The 15,942-nt window shown below is 63.8% G+C and carries 13 protein-coding genes; 7 read left to right on the forward strand and 6 right to left on the reverse strand.

Annotated features, from left to right (window positions below):
* Positions 1 to 117: 117 nt before the first annotated feature.
* Positions 118 to 972, forward strand: coding sequence for a helix-turn-helix domain-containing protein (locus DSC91_RS08070; protein WP_115777640.1), 855 nt, complete (start codon positions 118 to 120; stop codon positions 970 to 972).
* A gap of 80 nt (positions 973 to 1,052) precedes the next feature.
* Here DSC91_RS08070 and DSC91_RS08075 read toward each other — a convergent pair whose 3' ends face one another.
* Both DSC91_RS08075 and DSC91_RS08080 read right to left on the reverse strand, forming a co-directional pair.
* Positions 1,053 to 2,915 (reverse strand): ATP-binding protein, encoded by a 1,863-nt coding sequence (locus DSC91_RS08075; protein WP_115777641.1) that lies wholly within the window; start codon positions 2,913 to 2,915, stop codon positions 1,053 to 1,055.
* Positions 2,885 to 3,439: a putative pterin-binding protein gene (locus DSC91_RS08080; RefSeq protein WP_115777642.1), complete on the reverse strand. Its 555-nt coding sequence runs from the start codon at positions 3,437 to 3,439 to the stop codon at positions 2,885 to 2,887. The genes DSC91_RS08075 and DSC91_RS08080 overlap by 31 nt, the downstream gene beginning before the upstream one ends.
* 292 nt (positions 3,440 to 3,731) lie before the next feature.
* On the opposite strand from DSC91_RS08080, the gene DSC91_RS08085 reads away from it, so the two are divergent.
* Entirely contained in the window at positions 3,732 to 4,694 is a 963-nt protein-coding gene (locus DSC91_RS08085; RefSeq protein WP_115777643.1) for a phosphoribosyltransferase, read from the forward strand.
* Positions 4,695 to 4,808: 114 nt separating this feature from the next.
* On the opposite strand, the gene DSC91_RS08090 is transcribed toward DSC91_RS08085, so the two are convergent.
* The gene (locus DSC91_RS08090) at positions 4,809 to 6,512 is read right to left on the reverse strand and encodes an ATP-binding domain-containing protein (protein WP_115777644.1); all 1,704 of its coding nucleotides are present in this window, start codon (positions 6,510 to 6,512) and stop codon (positions 4,809 to 4,811) included.
* Between the two features lie 256 nt (positions 6,513 to 6,768).
* Here DSC91_RS08090 and DSC91_RS08095 point away from each other — a divergent pair, with 256 nt between their 5' ends.
* Together DSC91_RS08095 and DSC91_RS08100 are read left to right on the forward strand one after the other, a co-directional pair.
* Complete coding sequence (locus DSC91_RS08095; protein ID WP_115779748.1) at positions 6,769 to 7,395, forward strand: glutathione S-transferase family protein; 627 nt, start codon at positions 6,769 to 6,771, stop codon at positions 7,393 to 7,395.
* 111 nt (positions 7,396 to 7,506) lie between these two features.
* The gene (locus DSC91_RS08100) at positions 7,507 to 8,085 is read left to right on the forward strand and encodes a Fur family transcriptional regulator (protein WP_115777645.1); all 579 of its coding nucleotides are present in this window, start codon (positions 7,507 to 7,509) and stop codon (positions 8,083 to 8,085) included.
* A gap of 117 nt (positions 8,086 to 8,202) precedes the next feature.
* Here DSC91_RS08100 and DSC91_RS08105 read toward each other — a convergent pair whose 3' ends face one another.
* Both DSC91_RS08105 and DSC91_RS08115 read right to left on the reverse strand, forming a co-directional pair.
* On the reverse strand, positions 8,203 to 8,715 hold the full coding sequence (locus tag DSC91_RS08105) for a response regulator (protein ID WP_115777646.1): 513 nt from the start codon (positions 8,713 to 8,715) through the stop codon (positions 8,203 to 8,205).
* 507 nt (positions 8,716 to 9,222) lie between these two features.
* Entirely contained in the window at positions 9,223 to 10,011 is a 789-nt protein-coding gene (locus DSC91_RS08115) for a TetR/AcrR family transcriptional regulator (protein WP_115777647.1), read from the reverse strand.
* A 75-nt stretch (positions 10,012 to 10,086) separates the two neighbouring features.
* On the opposite strand from DSC91_RS08115, the gene DSC91_RS08120 reads away from it, so the two are divergent.
* From DSC91_RS08120 to DSC91_RS08130, 3 genes are all read left to right on the forward strand, one after another.
* The gene (locus DSC91_RS08120) at positions 10,087 to 11,634 is read left to right on the forward strand and encodes an MDR family MFS transporter (protein WP_175171983.1); all 1,548 of its coding nucleotides are present in this window, start codon (positions 10,087 to 10,089) and stop codon (positions 11,632 to 11,634) included.
* 442 nt (positions 11,635 to 12,076) lie between these two features.
* Positions 12,077 to 13,123 carry a hypothetical protein gene (locus DSC91_RS08125; RefSeq protein ID WP_115777649.1) on the forward strand — a complete coding sequence of 349 codons (1,047 nt, stop codon included), beginning with the start codon at positions 12,077 to 12,079 and terminating at the stop codon, positions 13,121 to 13,123.
* Between the two features lie 197 nt (positions 13,124 to 13,320).
* Positions 13,321 to 14,394 (forward strand): TAXI family TRAP transporter solute-binding subunit, encoded by a 1,074-nt coding sequence (locus DSC91_RS08130; protein ID WP_115777650.1) that lies wholly within the window; start codon positions 13,321 to 13,323, stop codon positions 14,392 to 14,394.
* Between the two features lie 24 nt (positions 14,395 to 14,418).
* Here the strand turns inward: DSC91_RS08130 and DSC91_RS08135 are convergent, their stop codons facing one another.
* A complete protein-coding gene (locus tag DSC91_RS08135) occupies positions 14,419 to 15,858 on the reverse strand; it encodes an aminotransferase-like domain-containing protein (protein ID WP_115777651.1) in 1,440 nt (479 codons plus the stop codon).
* Positions 15,859 to 15,942: the final 84 nt, after the last annotated feature.

The raw sequence follows: 15,942 nt of genomic DNA on the forward strand, positions 1-15,942 counted from the left end.
ACATTTGCTGTCCCCCGCGTAACCGCGTCAATGCGCATCCAATGTGCATGGCCGCGCTGCGCGTGCCGTATCGCATGTCCTCCAGCCACCCTTCAAGAAGGCAGATCCTCACGCAGTATGACCAACGAAACACACTCACCTGACTCCATCGCCGTCGCCGAGCGCGTGCGCGAGTTGATGAGCCGGCATGGAATCGGAAAACGCCAGCAAACCACTGAGCTATGCCGCATTCTCGATCTGAGTTTTTCGCAGGGGCACCGCAAGCTGCGCGGCAACAGCCCGTGGACCCTCTCGCAGATCAAGAAGGTTGCCGAGGTGTTCGGCGAACCTGCCGCTCAGCTATTCGGCGCGCAGTCGCTCGATCCGGGCATGGTCGGCGCCATCGCCCAGGAGGCGATGTTCTGCACCGGTCCAATCGAGCTGGCCTGCACCGCATGGGTCGGCGCCGCGCTCGAACCGGGCAGCCGCCCTGAATTCGTCGCGTACCTGAAGCTCGGTCAATGGCGCGTTGCGCGTCACGACGGCACGCTTTACCAGAGCGCGTACGAAGTCCACAAGATCGAGATCTATCCGCGCCGCGCTGAAACCGACAAGCCGACCATTGCCGTGGTCGACGACGATCGGGCCTCCGCCGACAACCTGCGCGATTATCTCGAGCGCAGCGGTTTCACGGCGGTGGCGATCTACGGCCTCGCGGCATTCGCCGAACAACTGCAGACGCAGATCTTCGACGGCGTCGTGATCGACTGGCTGTTCGGCTCGCAGACCTCGGCGGCGGCGATTCGCGCGGTGCGGGCGTCGGAGAATCCCGATGCGCCGATTTTCGTGCTGACCGGCGAGTTGCTGACCGGCAAGGCCAGCGAATCGGAGATCAGCGAGATCATCCGCAACTACGACGTCGCGTGCTATGAAAAGCCCGCGCGCATGGCGATCCTGGTCGCGGATCTGTCCAAGCGCCTCAACCGGCCTTAACGAAGTATCCGCCGGCAAGCGGCTGAAGGTGTGTGCTCAGGTTGAGCCCTCCTCCAACTGCGCTTCCTCAAGGCGTCACATCACACCGTATGCCGCGAAGCCAAAGCTCGCTGCAACGCGCCACGCAGTTCCTCGTAATGTACCGGCTTTAATAACGCTTCGAAAAACGGCTGAGAGCCGACTTCTCCCCCTTCGCCCGCCGTACCAGCATCCACGCTATCCGCCTCCGGCGCATACGCGCTCACCACGATCACCGGAACACCCGACGACGGCCCCCCGCGTGCCGCGAAATCCGCAAGGAACGTATAACCGTCGCGATCCGGCATATGCAGATCGAGCAGCACCACGTCGCAGCGACGCGCGTCGAGCCACGCGAGCGCATCGTCGGCATTGGAGACGGCGTGCGCGTCGAAATCCATGTGCGCGATCATTTCGCTGAGCGACTCGCGAATCAGGCGGTTGTCGTCGACGATCAGCACGCACGGGCGCGCGCCGCCCGGTTCGGCGTACGCCGCCACGCCGGGCGGCGCGACGGCCGCGACGGGCGTAACCGGGATCGTCACCGTAAAGACCGTCCCCTCGCCCACGGTGCTCGCCACCTCGACGGTGCCGCCGAACAGCCTGACCAGTCCCTGAACGATCGTGAGCCCCATCCCCGCGCCCTCGAAGCGGCGCGTGCGCGACGCATCCAGCTGCGTGAACTCCTGGAAGATCAGCGGAATCTGCGCGTGCGGCACACCCGGCCCCGTATCGCTGACGACAAAGATCAGCACCGTCGGCCGCTGCCTCAGCTGCACGCGCACCGTGCCGGTTTCGGTGTAACGGATCGCGTTGGTGACCAGGTTGTTGACGATCTGGCGGATGCGATGCGGATCGGAATCGACGAGGCCGTTCATGCCGCTCGCCTCGCTTTCCAGCTTGAGTCCGCGTGCGGCGGCCGACATCGCATGTTCGTCGACGATCGACGCCAGCAGTTCGCGCGGCTCGAAATGCTCGTGACGCAGTTCGAGCTTGCCGGCGCCGAGGCGCGCGTAGTCGGTCAGGTCTTTCATCTGCGCTTCCAGATGGCGCCCCGCGGTTTCGAGGCGCTGGATGACCTTGCGGTCGGCTTCGGAGTGATAGTTGAAGCCCAGCAATTCAATCGACGACACGATCGCATGCAACGGCGTGCGCAGCTCGTGGCTGATCATGCCGAGAAACGCGTCTTTCGCGAGACTCGCCTCGCGCGCCGCGCGGCTCGCCTGATGCTCCGCTTCGAGCGCCGCGTGCTGCTGATGCATCAGACGCGTGCGGCGCCGGCCGTTGAGCACCAGCAGCGTGGTCGCGGCCGCCGACAGTAACAGCAGCAACAGGCCGCCCGCGAACAGCATGCGGCGCTTATCGATGAAATCGCGGTTCATCGCCTCACGGTCGGCCACGTCGGCGAAACGGCGGCTCAACGCGAGATCGTTGACCTCATTCCAATGCTGACGCAACGCCGCGACGATCCGATCGGCGCGGCTGCGGTCCTTCGACAAGGCATCGACCTCAGGCTGGATCTCGCCCAGCAAATGATCGAGCACCTGGATTTCGTCCTGTTGCCGTTGCAGCAGCGCGAGCTGCGTGGCCAGCTGGCTTGTCGAACCGGCCATCACATGCAGCTTCGATTGCAGCAGCTGGTAGCGCAGCATGAGCCGTTGATAGTCGTCGTCGACGCCGGATTGATACAGCAGCAGCTGGTTCTCGAAGCGCGCGTAGGCAATCTGCAGTTGCGCAGCGTCCCAATAGAAGCCGTCGTACTGACCGGTCAGCTGTTCGGTGGTGCGCGGATTGAGCAGGTTCGCGTACAGCAGATAGCCGATCGCGCCTGCCGGCGCCGCAAGCGCGGTCAGCCAGATCAACACATAGAGGACACGACGCCATGGGCGGCGCGTTATTTGACGATGAGTGCCTTGATCTGCCATACGAATTTCGAGTCGCCCGCCGCGCCCATGAGTTCATCGGGAAACGCGTCGCGCGGATAGATAAGAAACAGCGGCCCGAAGTCGCTGATCTTCAGGCGCCGGCCGTTCATGCTGTACGCAACGACCACGCCGTAGCGATCGCAGTCCGACACCGGAATGGTGTAGGTGTAGTCGTCGAGCGTATGGATCTCGACTGCGCTGCCGGATGCGCCGACTGTCTTCAGGATATCCGCGAGCAGCGGTCCTGTGAAGGTGGAACGTGGAGTCCAGGTGGTGGCGGTCGTAATCGAATGAGCCGGCAGCGCGAGCAATTGCGCCTCGGTAAAGTGATACTTCTGATGCGCCGCATCGTTAGTCTTGCCGATTTTGCCCTTCACGTCGAGCGATAAGGGCAACGACTCAGCCTGCGGCTGTGCCTGTGCCTGCATGCTCCACGCGGCAAAGGCGAGGATCAGACCCAGTCCCCACCACGCGCCTCTGAAGCGGCTTTTCCCGCCATCCATCGCTGCACTTACCTTGGTCATCTGCTTGTTTTTTCCATCGTTTGTTATTTTTGCGAGCGGCTTCACGCTGCGCCGGCTCAACTTGCCGGCGACCCTGCAGCGCGCTCGTTCTTTTCTCGCCACAGCGGCGGTCTTTGCGACACGTCCCCTCCGGCGACGCGCGTCACCCCGACGCGCGATCTTCGAACCGCATGCATAATATCGCCAAAATTCCTTGCCTCAAAAACGAGGATCCGCTGCTGCGCCGCACCGCGCACCGCTCTTCGTCCACGGGACATTTGCCCCACGCGCGCATCGCGACGCCACACGAGTCATGAACAAGCCGGTTTTGCCCCTGACGTACGAACAACTCGATCACTGGATCGAATCGCTGCAACCCGCGTTGCTGGCGGAGGGTTTTACGATCGCGATCGGCATTCTGCGTGGCGGCGCGCCGCTTGCGCTGATGGTTTCGCATGCGGCCGGCACGCCGGTCGCCTTCCTGCGTTACGACCGCCAGACGCGCACGGTCGCCTGGGATTCGACGCTGCCGATCCCGCCAGCGGGTTCCAAAGTGCTGCTGTGCGAGGACATCGCGGGGCGCGGCTTTACGCTGACCGATTGCATCGCGTTCCTGCGGCAGCATGGCCTCGAAGTCAGGACACTGACCGCCGCGGTCGACGACCTGAGCCGCATGCAACCCGACTACGCGATCGACGCCCGCGGCTACTTCGCGCTGTTTCCGTGGGAGCGCCAGGCCTACACCGAGCGTTATCGCGAGGACTGGAAGCGCGTTGAAGCGGGGGCCGCCCAAGCGGGGGCCGCGCCCGTCATGGCCGACGATCATGAATACGCCACCTACGCGATCGACCTCGACGGCATTCTGCTACCCGACGTGCCGCTCGCGCGCTACGACGAGGATCTGGCCGCGGCGCTCGCCGAACGCGACGCGCTGCTGCCGTTCGAGGTGCTGCCGGGCATCGATTTGCAGCGCGTGCGCACGATCATCACCGGCCGGCCGGAACTGGATCGCGCGCGCACCGAAGCGTGGCTCGCGCGGCACGGCTTCGGTCATATGCAACTGGCGATGCGCACGCCCGGCATGCACGACGAAAGTCCCGCCGGCGCCGCCGCTCACAAAGCTGCTGCGGCATTGCGCGGCGGCGTCACGCATTTTGTCGAGAGCGATCCGGTGCAGGCGCTGCTGATTGCCCAGCAGGCGCCGTTGCTGCGCGTGATCTGGTGGGACGCGCTCACGCAAACGGGGATGCTGGTGGGCGCGCGCGCGTGGAGGTAAGCGGACGCGCCTCCGCTTGTGCCGGCCGGCGCGAGCCTGCGAGCCCGCATCCGAGCTGAGTGCACGGACCTGAACGTTCGCGCCCAAGCGCGCAGACGTCAACCTGAACGGCGGCTAGGCTTCTTTCGCCTCTTTGACCTCTTTGGTCTCCTTGACCTCCTTGCCATCGCGCAGATGCAAATGCGCGGCGGCCCGCTGCGAGGCGACGATGATCAGCTTCATCGTCGCACGCGTGGCGCCGACGAACAGCTTGCGTGCAATACGCTCGTCGAATCGTTCGAAATCGACTTCCGTGAGAATCACGCACGGCGCCGCCTGCCCCTTGAAGCGGTAGATCGACTCGAACAGCACATCCCCTTCGCGATACGCCGGGTTGCCGAACAGATCGTACTTACCCGTGAAACTGCGCAACCGATGCGGACCGAGATGATCCTGCGCGGTCATCGCCGAGCCCTCGCGGCCGCGAAACGACAGCACGGCAATGTCCTGCTTGCGAAAGCCGAGCGACAACGCCTGCGTGATCGCCCGCTTGGTCGCCTCGATGCTGCCTTCAGCGGCATTCGCCTCGTCGTAGACGGAGAGCGAAATATCGGAACCGTCGAACGGGCTGCCCGACGCCAGACCGGCCGCGACCGGCACCGAGGCGCCCACCACCTCGCGCACATAATCGAGAATGTCGCGCGGACTGCGATAGTTGGTGGTCTCTTTCAGCGTGGTCCAGCCGGGCAGCTCGACCGGCTCGCGCATGTACAGATTCTGCAGCGGATCTTCGAGCCACCACCACGCGGCGCCCGGCCTCAAAAGACGCTCGAGTGCCGCCACCCACGGCTGCTGGAAGTCCTGCCCTTCGTCGACGATCAACACGTCGAATTGCCAGCGCGCGCCGACCGGGGTGTCGGCGAAAGTCATTTCAAGCTGATTGAATACGTCGCCGGACTGGAAATCCGGCTCGCGGCCCGCGTCGCGTGCAATCCAGTCGCATAGCTGGTGATAGTTCGCCACCTTTGCCTCGGGCGGCGCGACCCGCGCAATGTGATCCGCCAGCGGGCGGTTGAAGCACACGTACAAAGGCCGCTGGCCACGCGCCGCGGCGTCCTTCATCACCTGCACCGCCAGTTGCGTCTTGCCGGAACCGGCCGTGCCGATTACGCGCAGCCGGAACGGCGCAAACTCGAGCCGTCGCGCCCAGGTCGCGAGACCACCGGCCAGACGCGTGACGAGCGTGCCGGCCTGGCCGACCAGCGCGCTGGCGTCGGGCGTAAGCGAAAGTTCGTCGGCGAGAAAATGGTGGATCTTCGGTGCGCAAGCGAGGCGCGGTTCGTCGGCCGGCAAGGCTTCGCGAATGATCGCGGCAAGCCGGTCCTTACGCGTCGCGTCGACGATCCGCGCGGGATTCACGCCGGCGATCGCCGCATCCTTGACGATGTGGTCGGGGCAATACAGCAGTTCCTCGATGAAATACGTGCCCGCGCCGAACGCCGCGGTGAAGCGCCGGTGCAGCGTTTCGACGGTATGCGCGAGAGCGATCGCCACATTGCGTTCTGTCTGAAGATAGACCTTGACGAGCCCTTTGGGCGTTTCGCGCAGGAAGCCGGTTTTCTGTTCGACGATCATCACGCGCCCGGCCGGGCTGACGATCACGAAGTCGGCCTCGCCGAACACCGAAAAGTTCTGGTTCAGGCGGGTCCAGTGCACGCCGTGATAGACGGTGTAGCCATCGGAAAGCGCCCCTTCCAGCAACGCAAGGGTTTCGCGTTCGCGTGCCGCCGCGCCGGTGGCGGCGAGGCTCTTCCAGTCGTCGGGGACAATGCGGGCCATGCGATGCCTCGTCGTATTCGGGTGCGCCCATTGTACGCAACGCGCGCACGTTGCCGGCATGCCACTTCGGGCGGCATTCGGGGTTCCGTGGGCCACGCGCTTCGTCCGTGCTTTGTCCGTGCTTCCGGCAACGCTTGACGCGGCGGATTGCGTGCCGGCGGCGCGCAAATCCATGCGCATCGTGTATCGTTACTGGCTGAACGCCGCACGCGGTTCGCGGCTTGCCATCTGTCAATATAAAGAAAGGATTTACCGGATGATCACGATCTGGGGACGCGCCAACTCGGTCAACGTACAGAAAGTCTTGTGGTGTTGCGACGAACTGGTGCTGCCATACGAGCGCATCGACGCGGGCCTGCAATTCGGCCGTAACAACGAACCCGACTACCTGACGATGAACCCGACTGGCAAGATTCCGACGCTGGTCGACGACGACTTCGTGCTGTGGGAATCGAACTCGATCCTGCGCTATCTGGTGCTGCAATACGCCGAATCGAGCCTTCTGTATCCGTCCGAGCCGAGACTGCGCGCGAGCATCGACCGCTGGCTCGACTGGTCGCTCACCACGCTGCAACCCGCTGAAAAACCGGTGTTCTGGGCCCTCGTGCGCACCCCGGCCGCCGAGCGCGACGACCACAAGCTCGCCACCGACCTCAACGCGGTCACGCTGCTGTGGCGCCTGCTGGACAACCATCTGCAAGGCCGCTTCTTCCTCGAAGGCGAGAAGTTCACGCTCGCCGATATCGTGATCGGCGCGTACGCAAAACGCTGGGTCGGGCTGGAAGGTGTCGAGCGCCCGCCGCTGCCGAATCTGGAGCGTTGGTATTCGCGGATTGCGACACGCCCGGGGTTCAAGAAATACGTCGATTTCCCGCTGACTTAAACGATCCGGCAGCCGTCGGGCGGCCTCGTGCCTCGCCGCGGCGCCCAGCCGCAACCGGCAGATGCGTCGCCCACCGGCACGGCCAAGCACGATGGCCTTTATAATCGACACATGAAGACCGCCAAGCCCGCCGTGACCGCCAATAAAGCCACCTCTGCCGCCGCCGCTCATCATCATGAGCCGGGGCGCGAGCACAATGGGCACGGCGAATCGCAGGAAGCCGCACTGACCCTCGCGGAAGAGTATTGCCGCGAGCGCGGCGAAAAACTCACGCCGATCCGCCGCAAAGTGCTCGAATTGCTGCTGAATTCCGGGCGCGCCACCAAAGCTTATTCGTTGCTCGACGACATGCGCCAGATCCATCCCGGCTCGGCGCCGCCCACGGTTTACCGGGCGCTGGACTTTCTGCTCTCGGCAGGCCTCGTGCACCGGATCGAATCGATCAACGCATTCACCGTCTGTCACGATCTGACGCAATGCCAGCACGGCATTCTGGTGGTTTGCCAGCAATGCGGCAACGTCACGGAACTGCATCAGCCGAAGCTGCGCCAGGCGCTCGTCGCGCAAATCGAAGACGCGGGCTACCGCCTTGCAAGCGATGAAATCGAATTGAAGGGATTGTGTTCTGCCTGTCAGGCAGCGGAAGCGGTTAGCGCCGGCGCTGCCGCACCGGCCGCCGCCGCCAAATAACAGCGGCGCCCGCAGTCAGATTTGCAATCTGATTGCAGATTCTCTCGCCAGACGAAAGCGGGCCACCGAAGACGCGGCCGCAGGAAAACGCCGATCAATCGGCCGCGAGGCCCTTCATCAGCCCGCCGCGCGGGCGTCGATTGCGTCGTGCAGGAGTGTCACGAGGTCTTCGGGCAATGCCGGCTTGGTCATGAAATGCTGAAAGCCTTCGCCGATGCTGCGTAAGCGGTAAGCGTCGTCGGTATGTCCGGTGAGCGCCACGGCCACCGAAGGCGCGTGGTCGCCGCGAATCTCGTGATCGCGCAGCCGCTGGATCAGATAAAAGCCGTCCATGGCCGGCAATTCGAGGTCGCACACCACGGCATCGGGCAACAGCCGCAGCGCCGCTTCGACACCCTCTTCCGCATCCGCCACTGCGACGACATGCGCCCCTTCCGCCTCGAGTAACAAGGCCAGTGATTCCCGGCTATCCGGGTCGTCTTCGACGAGCACGATCGTGGCCTGATCGAGTCTCAATGCTCCGTTCATGTTCTGCTGTTGCTCTAGAAAACCGGTTAGGCCATCAGACTCGGCCAACGTATCGCCCTGCTGTTTGCCGCCGATTTTCGCGGCTGCGGTATCGCTGTTCATGGTTCCGACTCGATTTCATGCGTCGAGTTGCATGCAGGCCCGCGATTGTAAAACATGGCCTGGGCGCAACGCGTGCGCACGGTAACGCGCCAAAATTGCACGCCGATGAAAAATCGACCCCCGGCTCCGTTGCCCTGGCCGACTGGGGTCGACACCCGATTCGCCGTGGCGGCCGGTGCCAACCCGTGTCCATCGCCGTGCCCACCCCAGCGTCTGTCCTGAGATTCATGTTCTCTTGCGACGCCGGCATTGTTACGTCTCCGGCGCGGCGTTCACGTCCACTCCTCGGGTAGCACGTTGCGTGCCGCGCGGGCTTCGCCAGTCTCGCCGTTGCATCGGCATGGTTGCGCGAGCCTGCCGCCGAACAGGAGCAACTCGAAGCGTTTCTCACCGAGCGGATTCGTGAGGGCGCCGCCCTGCCCGGTACTTATCCGCCACACGAAAAAACAAAGGCCGCGTACGAGGCGTGGCGGCAGAAACGTCATCCTGAATGAGTCAGGCAGCGTGTCAGCCCGCTTTGCCCGGACCGACGCCCTGCACCAGCAAGGCTACCGCGTGTTGGGCGATCTCCTCGCTGCCGATGTTGCGCCGGGCCGGATCGTTACGCCACAGCTTCGAGGCGGCCAGCGGCAGAATCGTCATACCCAGCAGCGTGACGAACACCAGTGACGGCTCCAGCCCCGCATTCAGGCGCCCTTCCTTTTGCCAGCGCGCGATGGCCAACAGCGACGCCTTCTGACTCGCGTCGCCGAACCGTTCGTGCATGCGCTGGCGCAGCAAGCCACCGTCGCTGATCACTTCGCGCACCCACAGCGACGGAAACCACGGATTGTCGCTCGCCGTCTTCACCAATCGCTGCGCAAGTTGCGTGATGGCCGCCACGGGATCGTCGGGATTTTCCTGAAACGGCACGCCAATCCCCGCGCGCAACGGCGCAAAACGCTCATCGATCAGCACGTCGAGCAGTTGATCTCGCGTCTTGAAGTAGTAATGCATCATCGCCGGCGTGAAACCCGCCTCGCGGGCAATCTCTCCGAGCGTGGTGTCGACGATGCCCTGCCGCGCGAACAGGGCAAGCGCGGCGTCCAGCAGACGGCTGCGCTGCTCGGGGCCGCGCGCCGAGCCCGAGGGCCTGCCTGGGCGCCGCGCGGGTGCGGACGGTGGTGCGGGAATTGAAGCGTTCGCAGAATCGCCCGCGGCGCTCGACGCCGGCTTCGAAAGCTTTCGCGCCTTGGCGGCAGCCGTGCTGCGTGGCGAGCGTTTCACTTCCCTGTCATCTGACGTAATCCTTGCCATTGCATTCAATTTGACGAGTGACACGATGTCGCATATATTAATCTCCGAATTAATTAATTTCAACACCGTGGCGCCATGAACCCATCGACAACGACCCAACCTCCCGGGCTGACGCGGCCCGATGTGCACCCAGAAGCGCAGTCCGGCCCGCAGGCCAATGACCACCCGCCGATCCGTCTGCTGTTTCCGGCGCTGCTGCTGGTCATGCTACTCGCCGCGCTCGATCAGACGATCGTCTCGACGGCGCTGCCGACCATCGTCGGCGAACTCGGCGGGCTCAACAATCTTTCGTGGGTAGTCACCGCCTACCTGCTCAGCTCGACCATCGTCGTGCCGCTGTATGGCAAATTCGGCGATCTGTTCGGCCGCAAGATCGTGCTGCAAACGGCGATCGTCGTGTTCCTCGTCGGCTCCGCGCTGTGCGGGGTCGCCCAGAACATGACCCAGTTGATCGTGCTGCGGGCGCTGCAAGGACTCGGCGGCGGCGGTCTGCTGGTCGTGACGATGGCGGCCATTGCCGACGTGATTCCGCCCGCTGAGCGCGGCCGCTTCCAGGGCGTATTCGGCGGCGTGTTCGGTCTCGCCACGGTAGTCGGGCCGCTGCTTGGCGGCTTTCTCGTCGAGCACCTGTCATGGCGCTGGATTTTCTACATCAACCTGCCGCTCGGCATCATCTCGCTGGCTGTGATCGGCGCGGTCTTCAAACCGCACGTACAGCATGTGAAGCACACCATCGACTACATGGGCGCCGCGTTTCTCGCCGGCGCGCTCACCTGCATCATCCTGTTCACGAGCCAGGGCGGCACGATCCTGCCGTGGTCGTCGCCGCAATTGTGGCTCACGCTGGCGATGGGGCTGGTGGCGATCTGGGGCTTCATCCACGAAGAGCGCTCCGCCGTCGAGCCGATCATGCCGCTCGAACTCTTCAAACAACGCACGTTTTTGCTGAGCAGTCTGATCGGCTTCATCATCGGCGTGTCGATGTTCGGCTCGGTCACGTTCCTGCCGCTGTATCTGCAAGTGGTCAAAGGCTCGACGCCTACGGAAGCCGGCATACAGATGCTGCCGATGATGGGCGGCCTGTTCGTGATGTCGATGGTGACGGGACGCGTCATCAGCAAGATCGGCAAGTACCGCATTTTTCCGATCGCCGGCACGTTTCTCGTGGCCGTCGCCATGGTGCTGCTCGCACGCCTGCAGATCGGCACGCCGATTCGTGTGATGTATATCGACATGGGCATTCTCGGCTTCGGTCTCGGCATGGTGATGCAGGTGCTGATTCTTGCCGTGCAGAATACGGTCGAGTTCAAGCACATGGGTGTCGCCACGTCAGGCGCGACGCTGTTCCGTTCAATCGGCGGCTCGATCGGCGTGGCCGGTTTTGGTGCGGTGTTTTCGAACGGCCTTGCCGCGCGTCTGGAAAAACTGATTCCGGCCGACACCGAACTGCCGCACGCGCTCGGACCGGCGGCCATCCACCAGTTGCCTGAAGCGTTGCGTGACGATTATCTGCAAGCGTTTGCCGGTGCCTTGCACACGGTGTATCTCTCGGCGGCCTGCGTCGTCGTGCTGGCCTTTGCGCTCGCCTGGTTTCTGAAGGATCATCCGCTGCGCAAGCATTGATCGATCGCGCAGGGCGTTTGCAACGCACGTTTTCTGCAAGCGCTGGATGACGAGGTCGAACGCCGCGCGTTTCGACCTCGTTCTGTTTTCATCGCCGCGATTTCATTCTGCCGATTCCGCCGGGGCGTCACTGCACGATCGCCGGCGCACCATGACTGCACATGCAGTGTGAAAAAAACCACCAGCCTGTTCGTTCTGCCGACATATACGGTGTTTCGTCGTACCTACAAATGCGCTTTACCGTGCATAAAGTAGGTAACAACGTCGATTGACGTTCTCACTGAAACGCCACATATTGCAAGCAGCGGCACCGCAAGCGAGGACTTGCGTCCCAAAGGTTCTCCAGTGCATGTGGATCGTGGTTTCCGCGGACGTCACGCCTGCCTCAACACGATCTGGAACATGCCGTAACGGCATTGTTTTCCACAGGTGGGGCCACAGCATGTCCACCCAGACAATACTCGGCCATAGCTTCCCGACGCCTTGCAAACGCTGTGGCGGTGCGCTGTACCGGCAAGTCGACTATTGCCCGTATTGCGGCGCCGTGCATCCGCTTGACGCCGGCCCACACAAACGCGTCGTGATTCCCGGCAGCCGCGCCAGTGCCGTCAGCAAGGCAGTGCAGAAAAACGGCTTCGATCCGGCCCAGCCAGGTGAAACCGGTCTCGCCGCGCAGACCGCCGTCACCGGCAAATCCGCCGATGCCGAATCGCCGATGCAAGCGCCGGTGCTCGTCTCTCCAGACGCGCCGATTCCCCCCCTCGCCGATCCGCCGCACACCGGCGGCCACAGCGTGCTCCCGGTGCGCCGGGTGCTGCTCGCGATCGTGGCGATTGGCGCAATAGGACTGGCCTATGTCGCCTTTACACTATTCAGCGACGACCACGAATCTCAGAGCGGCAATACCGAGCAAACTGCGAACAACTCTCAGGACGCCAGAACGGCAACCGGCACGATTGCGCTATACGCCCCGTCTCAGTCGACGAATCAGGCTGCCGCGGTTAAGCCTGCTGTTCCCGTCAACTCCGCCAAGGCCGCACCGGCAATCGCAGCCACGCCCATTGCGCCGCCCTTGCCGGCAGCACCTGTCAAACTAGCAACGCCGCAGTTCCGCGATGCCGCACAAGCGCTGCAGGCAGCGCGTCTGGCCTTCCGCGCCAACGATCTGTCCGCGGCACAAGCGGCGCTTGGCGCGGCGCAGACGCTGCAACCCGGCAACGCCGACGCGCAAAGCCTGCTGACCGAACTGAAGCCACTCGCCGCGCGCCGCGATGCCGCGTTGCAGGCAGCGCAAGCGTGCGCCGCGCAGCAGTCGTGGAGCTGCGCGCGTCAGCACGCCAATGAGGCGATCGCGATCGACGCCGGCAACGACACCGCGAAGACGATCCTCGAACGCGTAATCCGCGAGACAGGTTGGGCGCCGCTCAAGCCGCATGCCGCGACAGACAGTCCGGTCATCGACAAATCATTTGGATACCGAACTTCATAGCCGCTTGCGAGACCAATTGTCCTCGCTGCCTGCGTCGCGGCACGCCCGAACGCACTGCGTTTCGCGTGTCCTCTGAGCGGCAGCAGACGGACATGGCGCGCGCAACGCATTGAACATGAGATCGCAAACCCGCTCACCGTGCTTCGCGCGCGCCGACGCGAGCGGCTGTTCAACCCTGACCGATAGGTACATAAACCATGCTGAAGAGACTTCTGACGGGATGGCTGGGGCTGGCGCTGATGATCGTGTCTTCGTTTGCCGGCGCGGAACCCGCGCACTACAAGATCGTCACCGGTCCGGAGCGCGGCACGTACATCCAGATCGGTCAGGATCTGTCGAAATGGGTGGCGCAGCCGGCGGGCATCGACCTGGAAGTGATGGCCTCGAAGGGCTCGGCCGAAAACGTGCAGCGCATGCGCTTCGAGCCGGGCGTGAAGCTCGCGCTGGTGCAGTCCGACGTGTATCAGGCCTTCATCGACATGGCCAATGCCGGCAATGCCGACGCGGGCACGACAATCCGGCCGCTGCGGCTCATCATGCCGCTCTACGACGAGGAAATAAACGTCGTGGTGCGCGCGGATTCACCGATGAAAACCTTCGCCGACATCAAGGACAAAAGCATTAGCGTGGGCCTGCTCGGCAGCGGCACGGCGCAAACCGCCACGACTCTCTATCACCTGATGTTCGGTCAGGCGATTCCCGAGCAGAACGTCCAGCACCTGAACAATGAAGATGCGCTGGCCGCATTGATCGTCAAGAAGGTGGACGTTGCGATCATCGTGGTCGGGCAGCCGGCAAAACTGTTCAACGACATGAATCCCGAATTGCTGCAACAGATCCGCCCTCTGAAGATCGATCCCAACGCGCCCGAAACCGCCCGCGCAAAACAGACGTATTTTCCCACGGCGCTCCGCGCGACCAGCTATCCGAACTGGCTGAAGGAAGATGTTCCCACGCTGACGGTCAAAGCCTTTCTCGTCACTTACGATTACGGCCTGCGCGGTACCGTCGGCAATCTGAATCACTTTGCGGACTCGCTCTGCGCCAACTTCGACAATCTGCAGGAGCACGGGCATCCGAAGTGGAAGCAGGTGAAACTCGAATTGCCGCCGCTCGTGCGTGGATGGAAATACTACGGCCCGGTGGAGAAACATCTGCGCGCCTGTCTCGCGAACAGAAGTGCGGCGATTAACGCAACGGCGGCGCAAGCCGTGCAGAAACCGCGCGCCCCTTGCACGGATCAGGAACGCCTGCTGTTGCTGTGCAAGTAAGCTCGCGTGACAAGGAGCGCACGTTCAGGCGCGCTCCTTCGATACGGCCGACGCGTCCATCGCCCGTTGCAGCGCCTCGTGCACCTTCGGCCGGTTGCATTGCGACACGTTAAAGCGCAGGAAACCGGCCGCCGATTGCGAAGCGCTGAACACGTTGCCTGGCGCGAACACCACACTCTCTGCCAGCGCGTGACGCGCGATATCGGCGGCGTCGAGCGCATCCGGCAAACGCGCCCACACGAATAGGCCGGCGCGCGGCCGGGTCCATACTTCAAGGCCTGCATAGCCCAGCCGTCTGATCGTCTCGCCCATCGCGTCGGCGAGCTTCGCGCGCATCGATTCCAGATGCCGGCGGTAAGTGCCGTCCACCAGCAAACGATGCACGACGCTCGCCGCGAGCTGGCCGTTGCCGAACGAGGTGGCCAGCTTCAGATCGACCAGCGGCTCGATCCATTCGCTGCGCGCCGCGATGTAGCCGCAGCGCACGGCCGCGGACAAGGTCTTCGAAAAGCTGCCGATCGAGACCACCCGCGCGAGACCGTCGAACGCCGCAAGCCGCGGCGCGGGTTCGTCTTCGAAGTCGGCGAAGATGTCGTCCTCTATGATCAGCAGATTGTGTTCACCCGCCAGTTTCAGCAGCCGATGCGCGACGGGCGGCGCAAGCGTGGCGCCGGTCGGATTGTGGATCGCGGAATTGGTCACGTAGAGCCGCGGGCGATGCTCGATCAGCGCCCGCTCGAAGGCCGCCAGATCCGGACCGGACGGCGTATAAGGCACACCGACAATGCGAACGCGGTGCGCGCGCAGCAGCGCCTGGAAGTTGAAGTAGCACGGATCGTCGATCAGAACCGTGTCGCCGGGCTCGAGCAGAAAGCGGCAGACGAGATCGAGCGCGTGCGTGCCGCCGTCGGTCAGCACGATCTGCTCGGGTGGCGCTTCCACGCCGTGCTGCGCGAGCCGCCACGCGAGTTGCTGACGCAGCGCGGGCAGACCGAGCGGGTTCGCATAGTCGGCGAGCGGCGCATGCGGGTCGCGCGCCACGGCACGCAGCGCGCGGCGCACGCCGTCTTCCGGCAGCCATGAAGACGGCATCCAGCCGCAGCCCGGCTTGAGCACTTTTGCACCGGCCTCCAGCGACTGCCGCGTGAGCCACAGCGGATCGACCTCGCGATCCAGCCGCGGCCCGAGATCGGCGAGCGCGAGCGGCGGCGCGTGGCCGGACACGAAAAAACCGGAGCCGCGCCGCGCCACGATCACTCCTTCCGCGACCAGCCGGTCGTACGCTTCCACCACGGTCGACTTCGACACACCGAGCGTCTCGGTCATCGCTCGGATCGACGGCACGCGCGCGCCCGGCACTAGCGAACGGCTGGCGATGCGCTCGCGCAAGCTGTCCATGACTGCGCCGACCCGCGTGCCGGCTGCCAGGCTCGAGGCCGCCCGATTGCCATCGCTTTCCGCCATCTGTACTGCTCCTTGTTCGGTACAGTTTGTACGAATTGTACTGATCCATAGCTTACTCTTTGCCGCCCGAAAGCGGATGCTATG

It is taken from the genome of Paraburkholderia caffeinilytica (assembly GCF_003368325.1).
Classification (GTDB): domain Bacteria; phylum Pseudomonadota; class Gammaproteobacteria; order Burkholderiales; family Burkholderiaceae; genus Paraburkholderia; species Paraburkholderia caffeinilytica.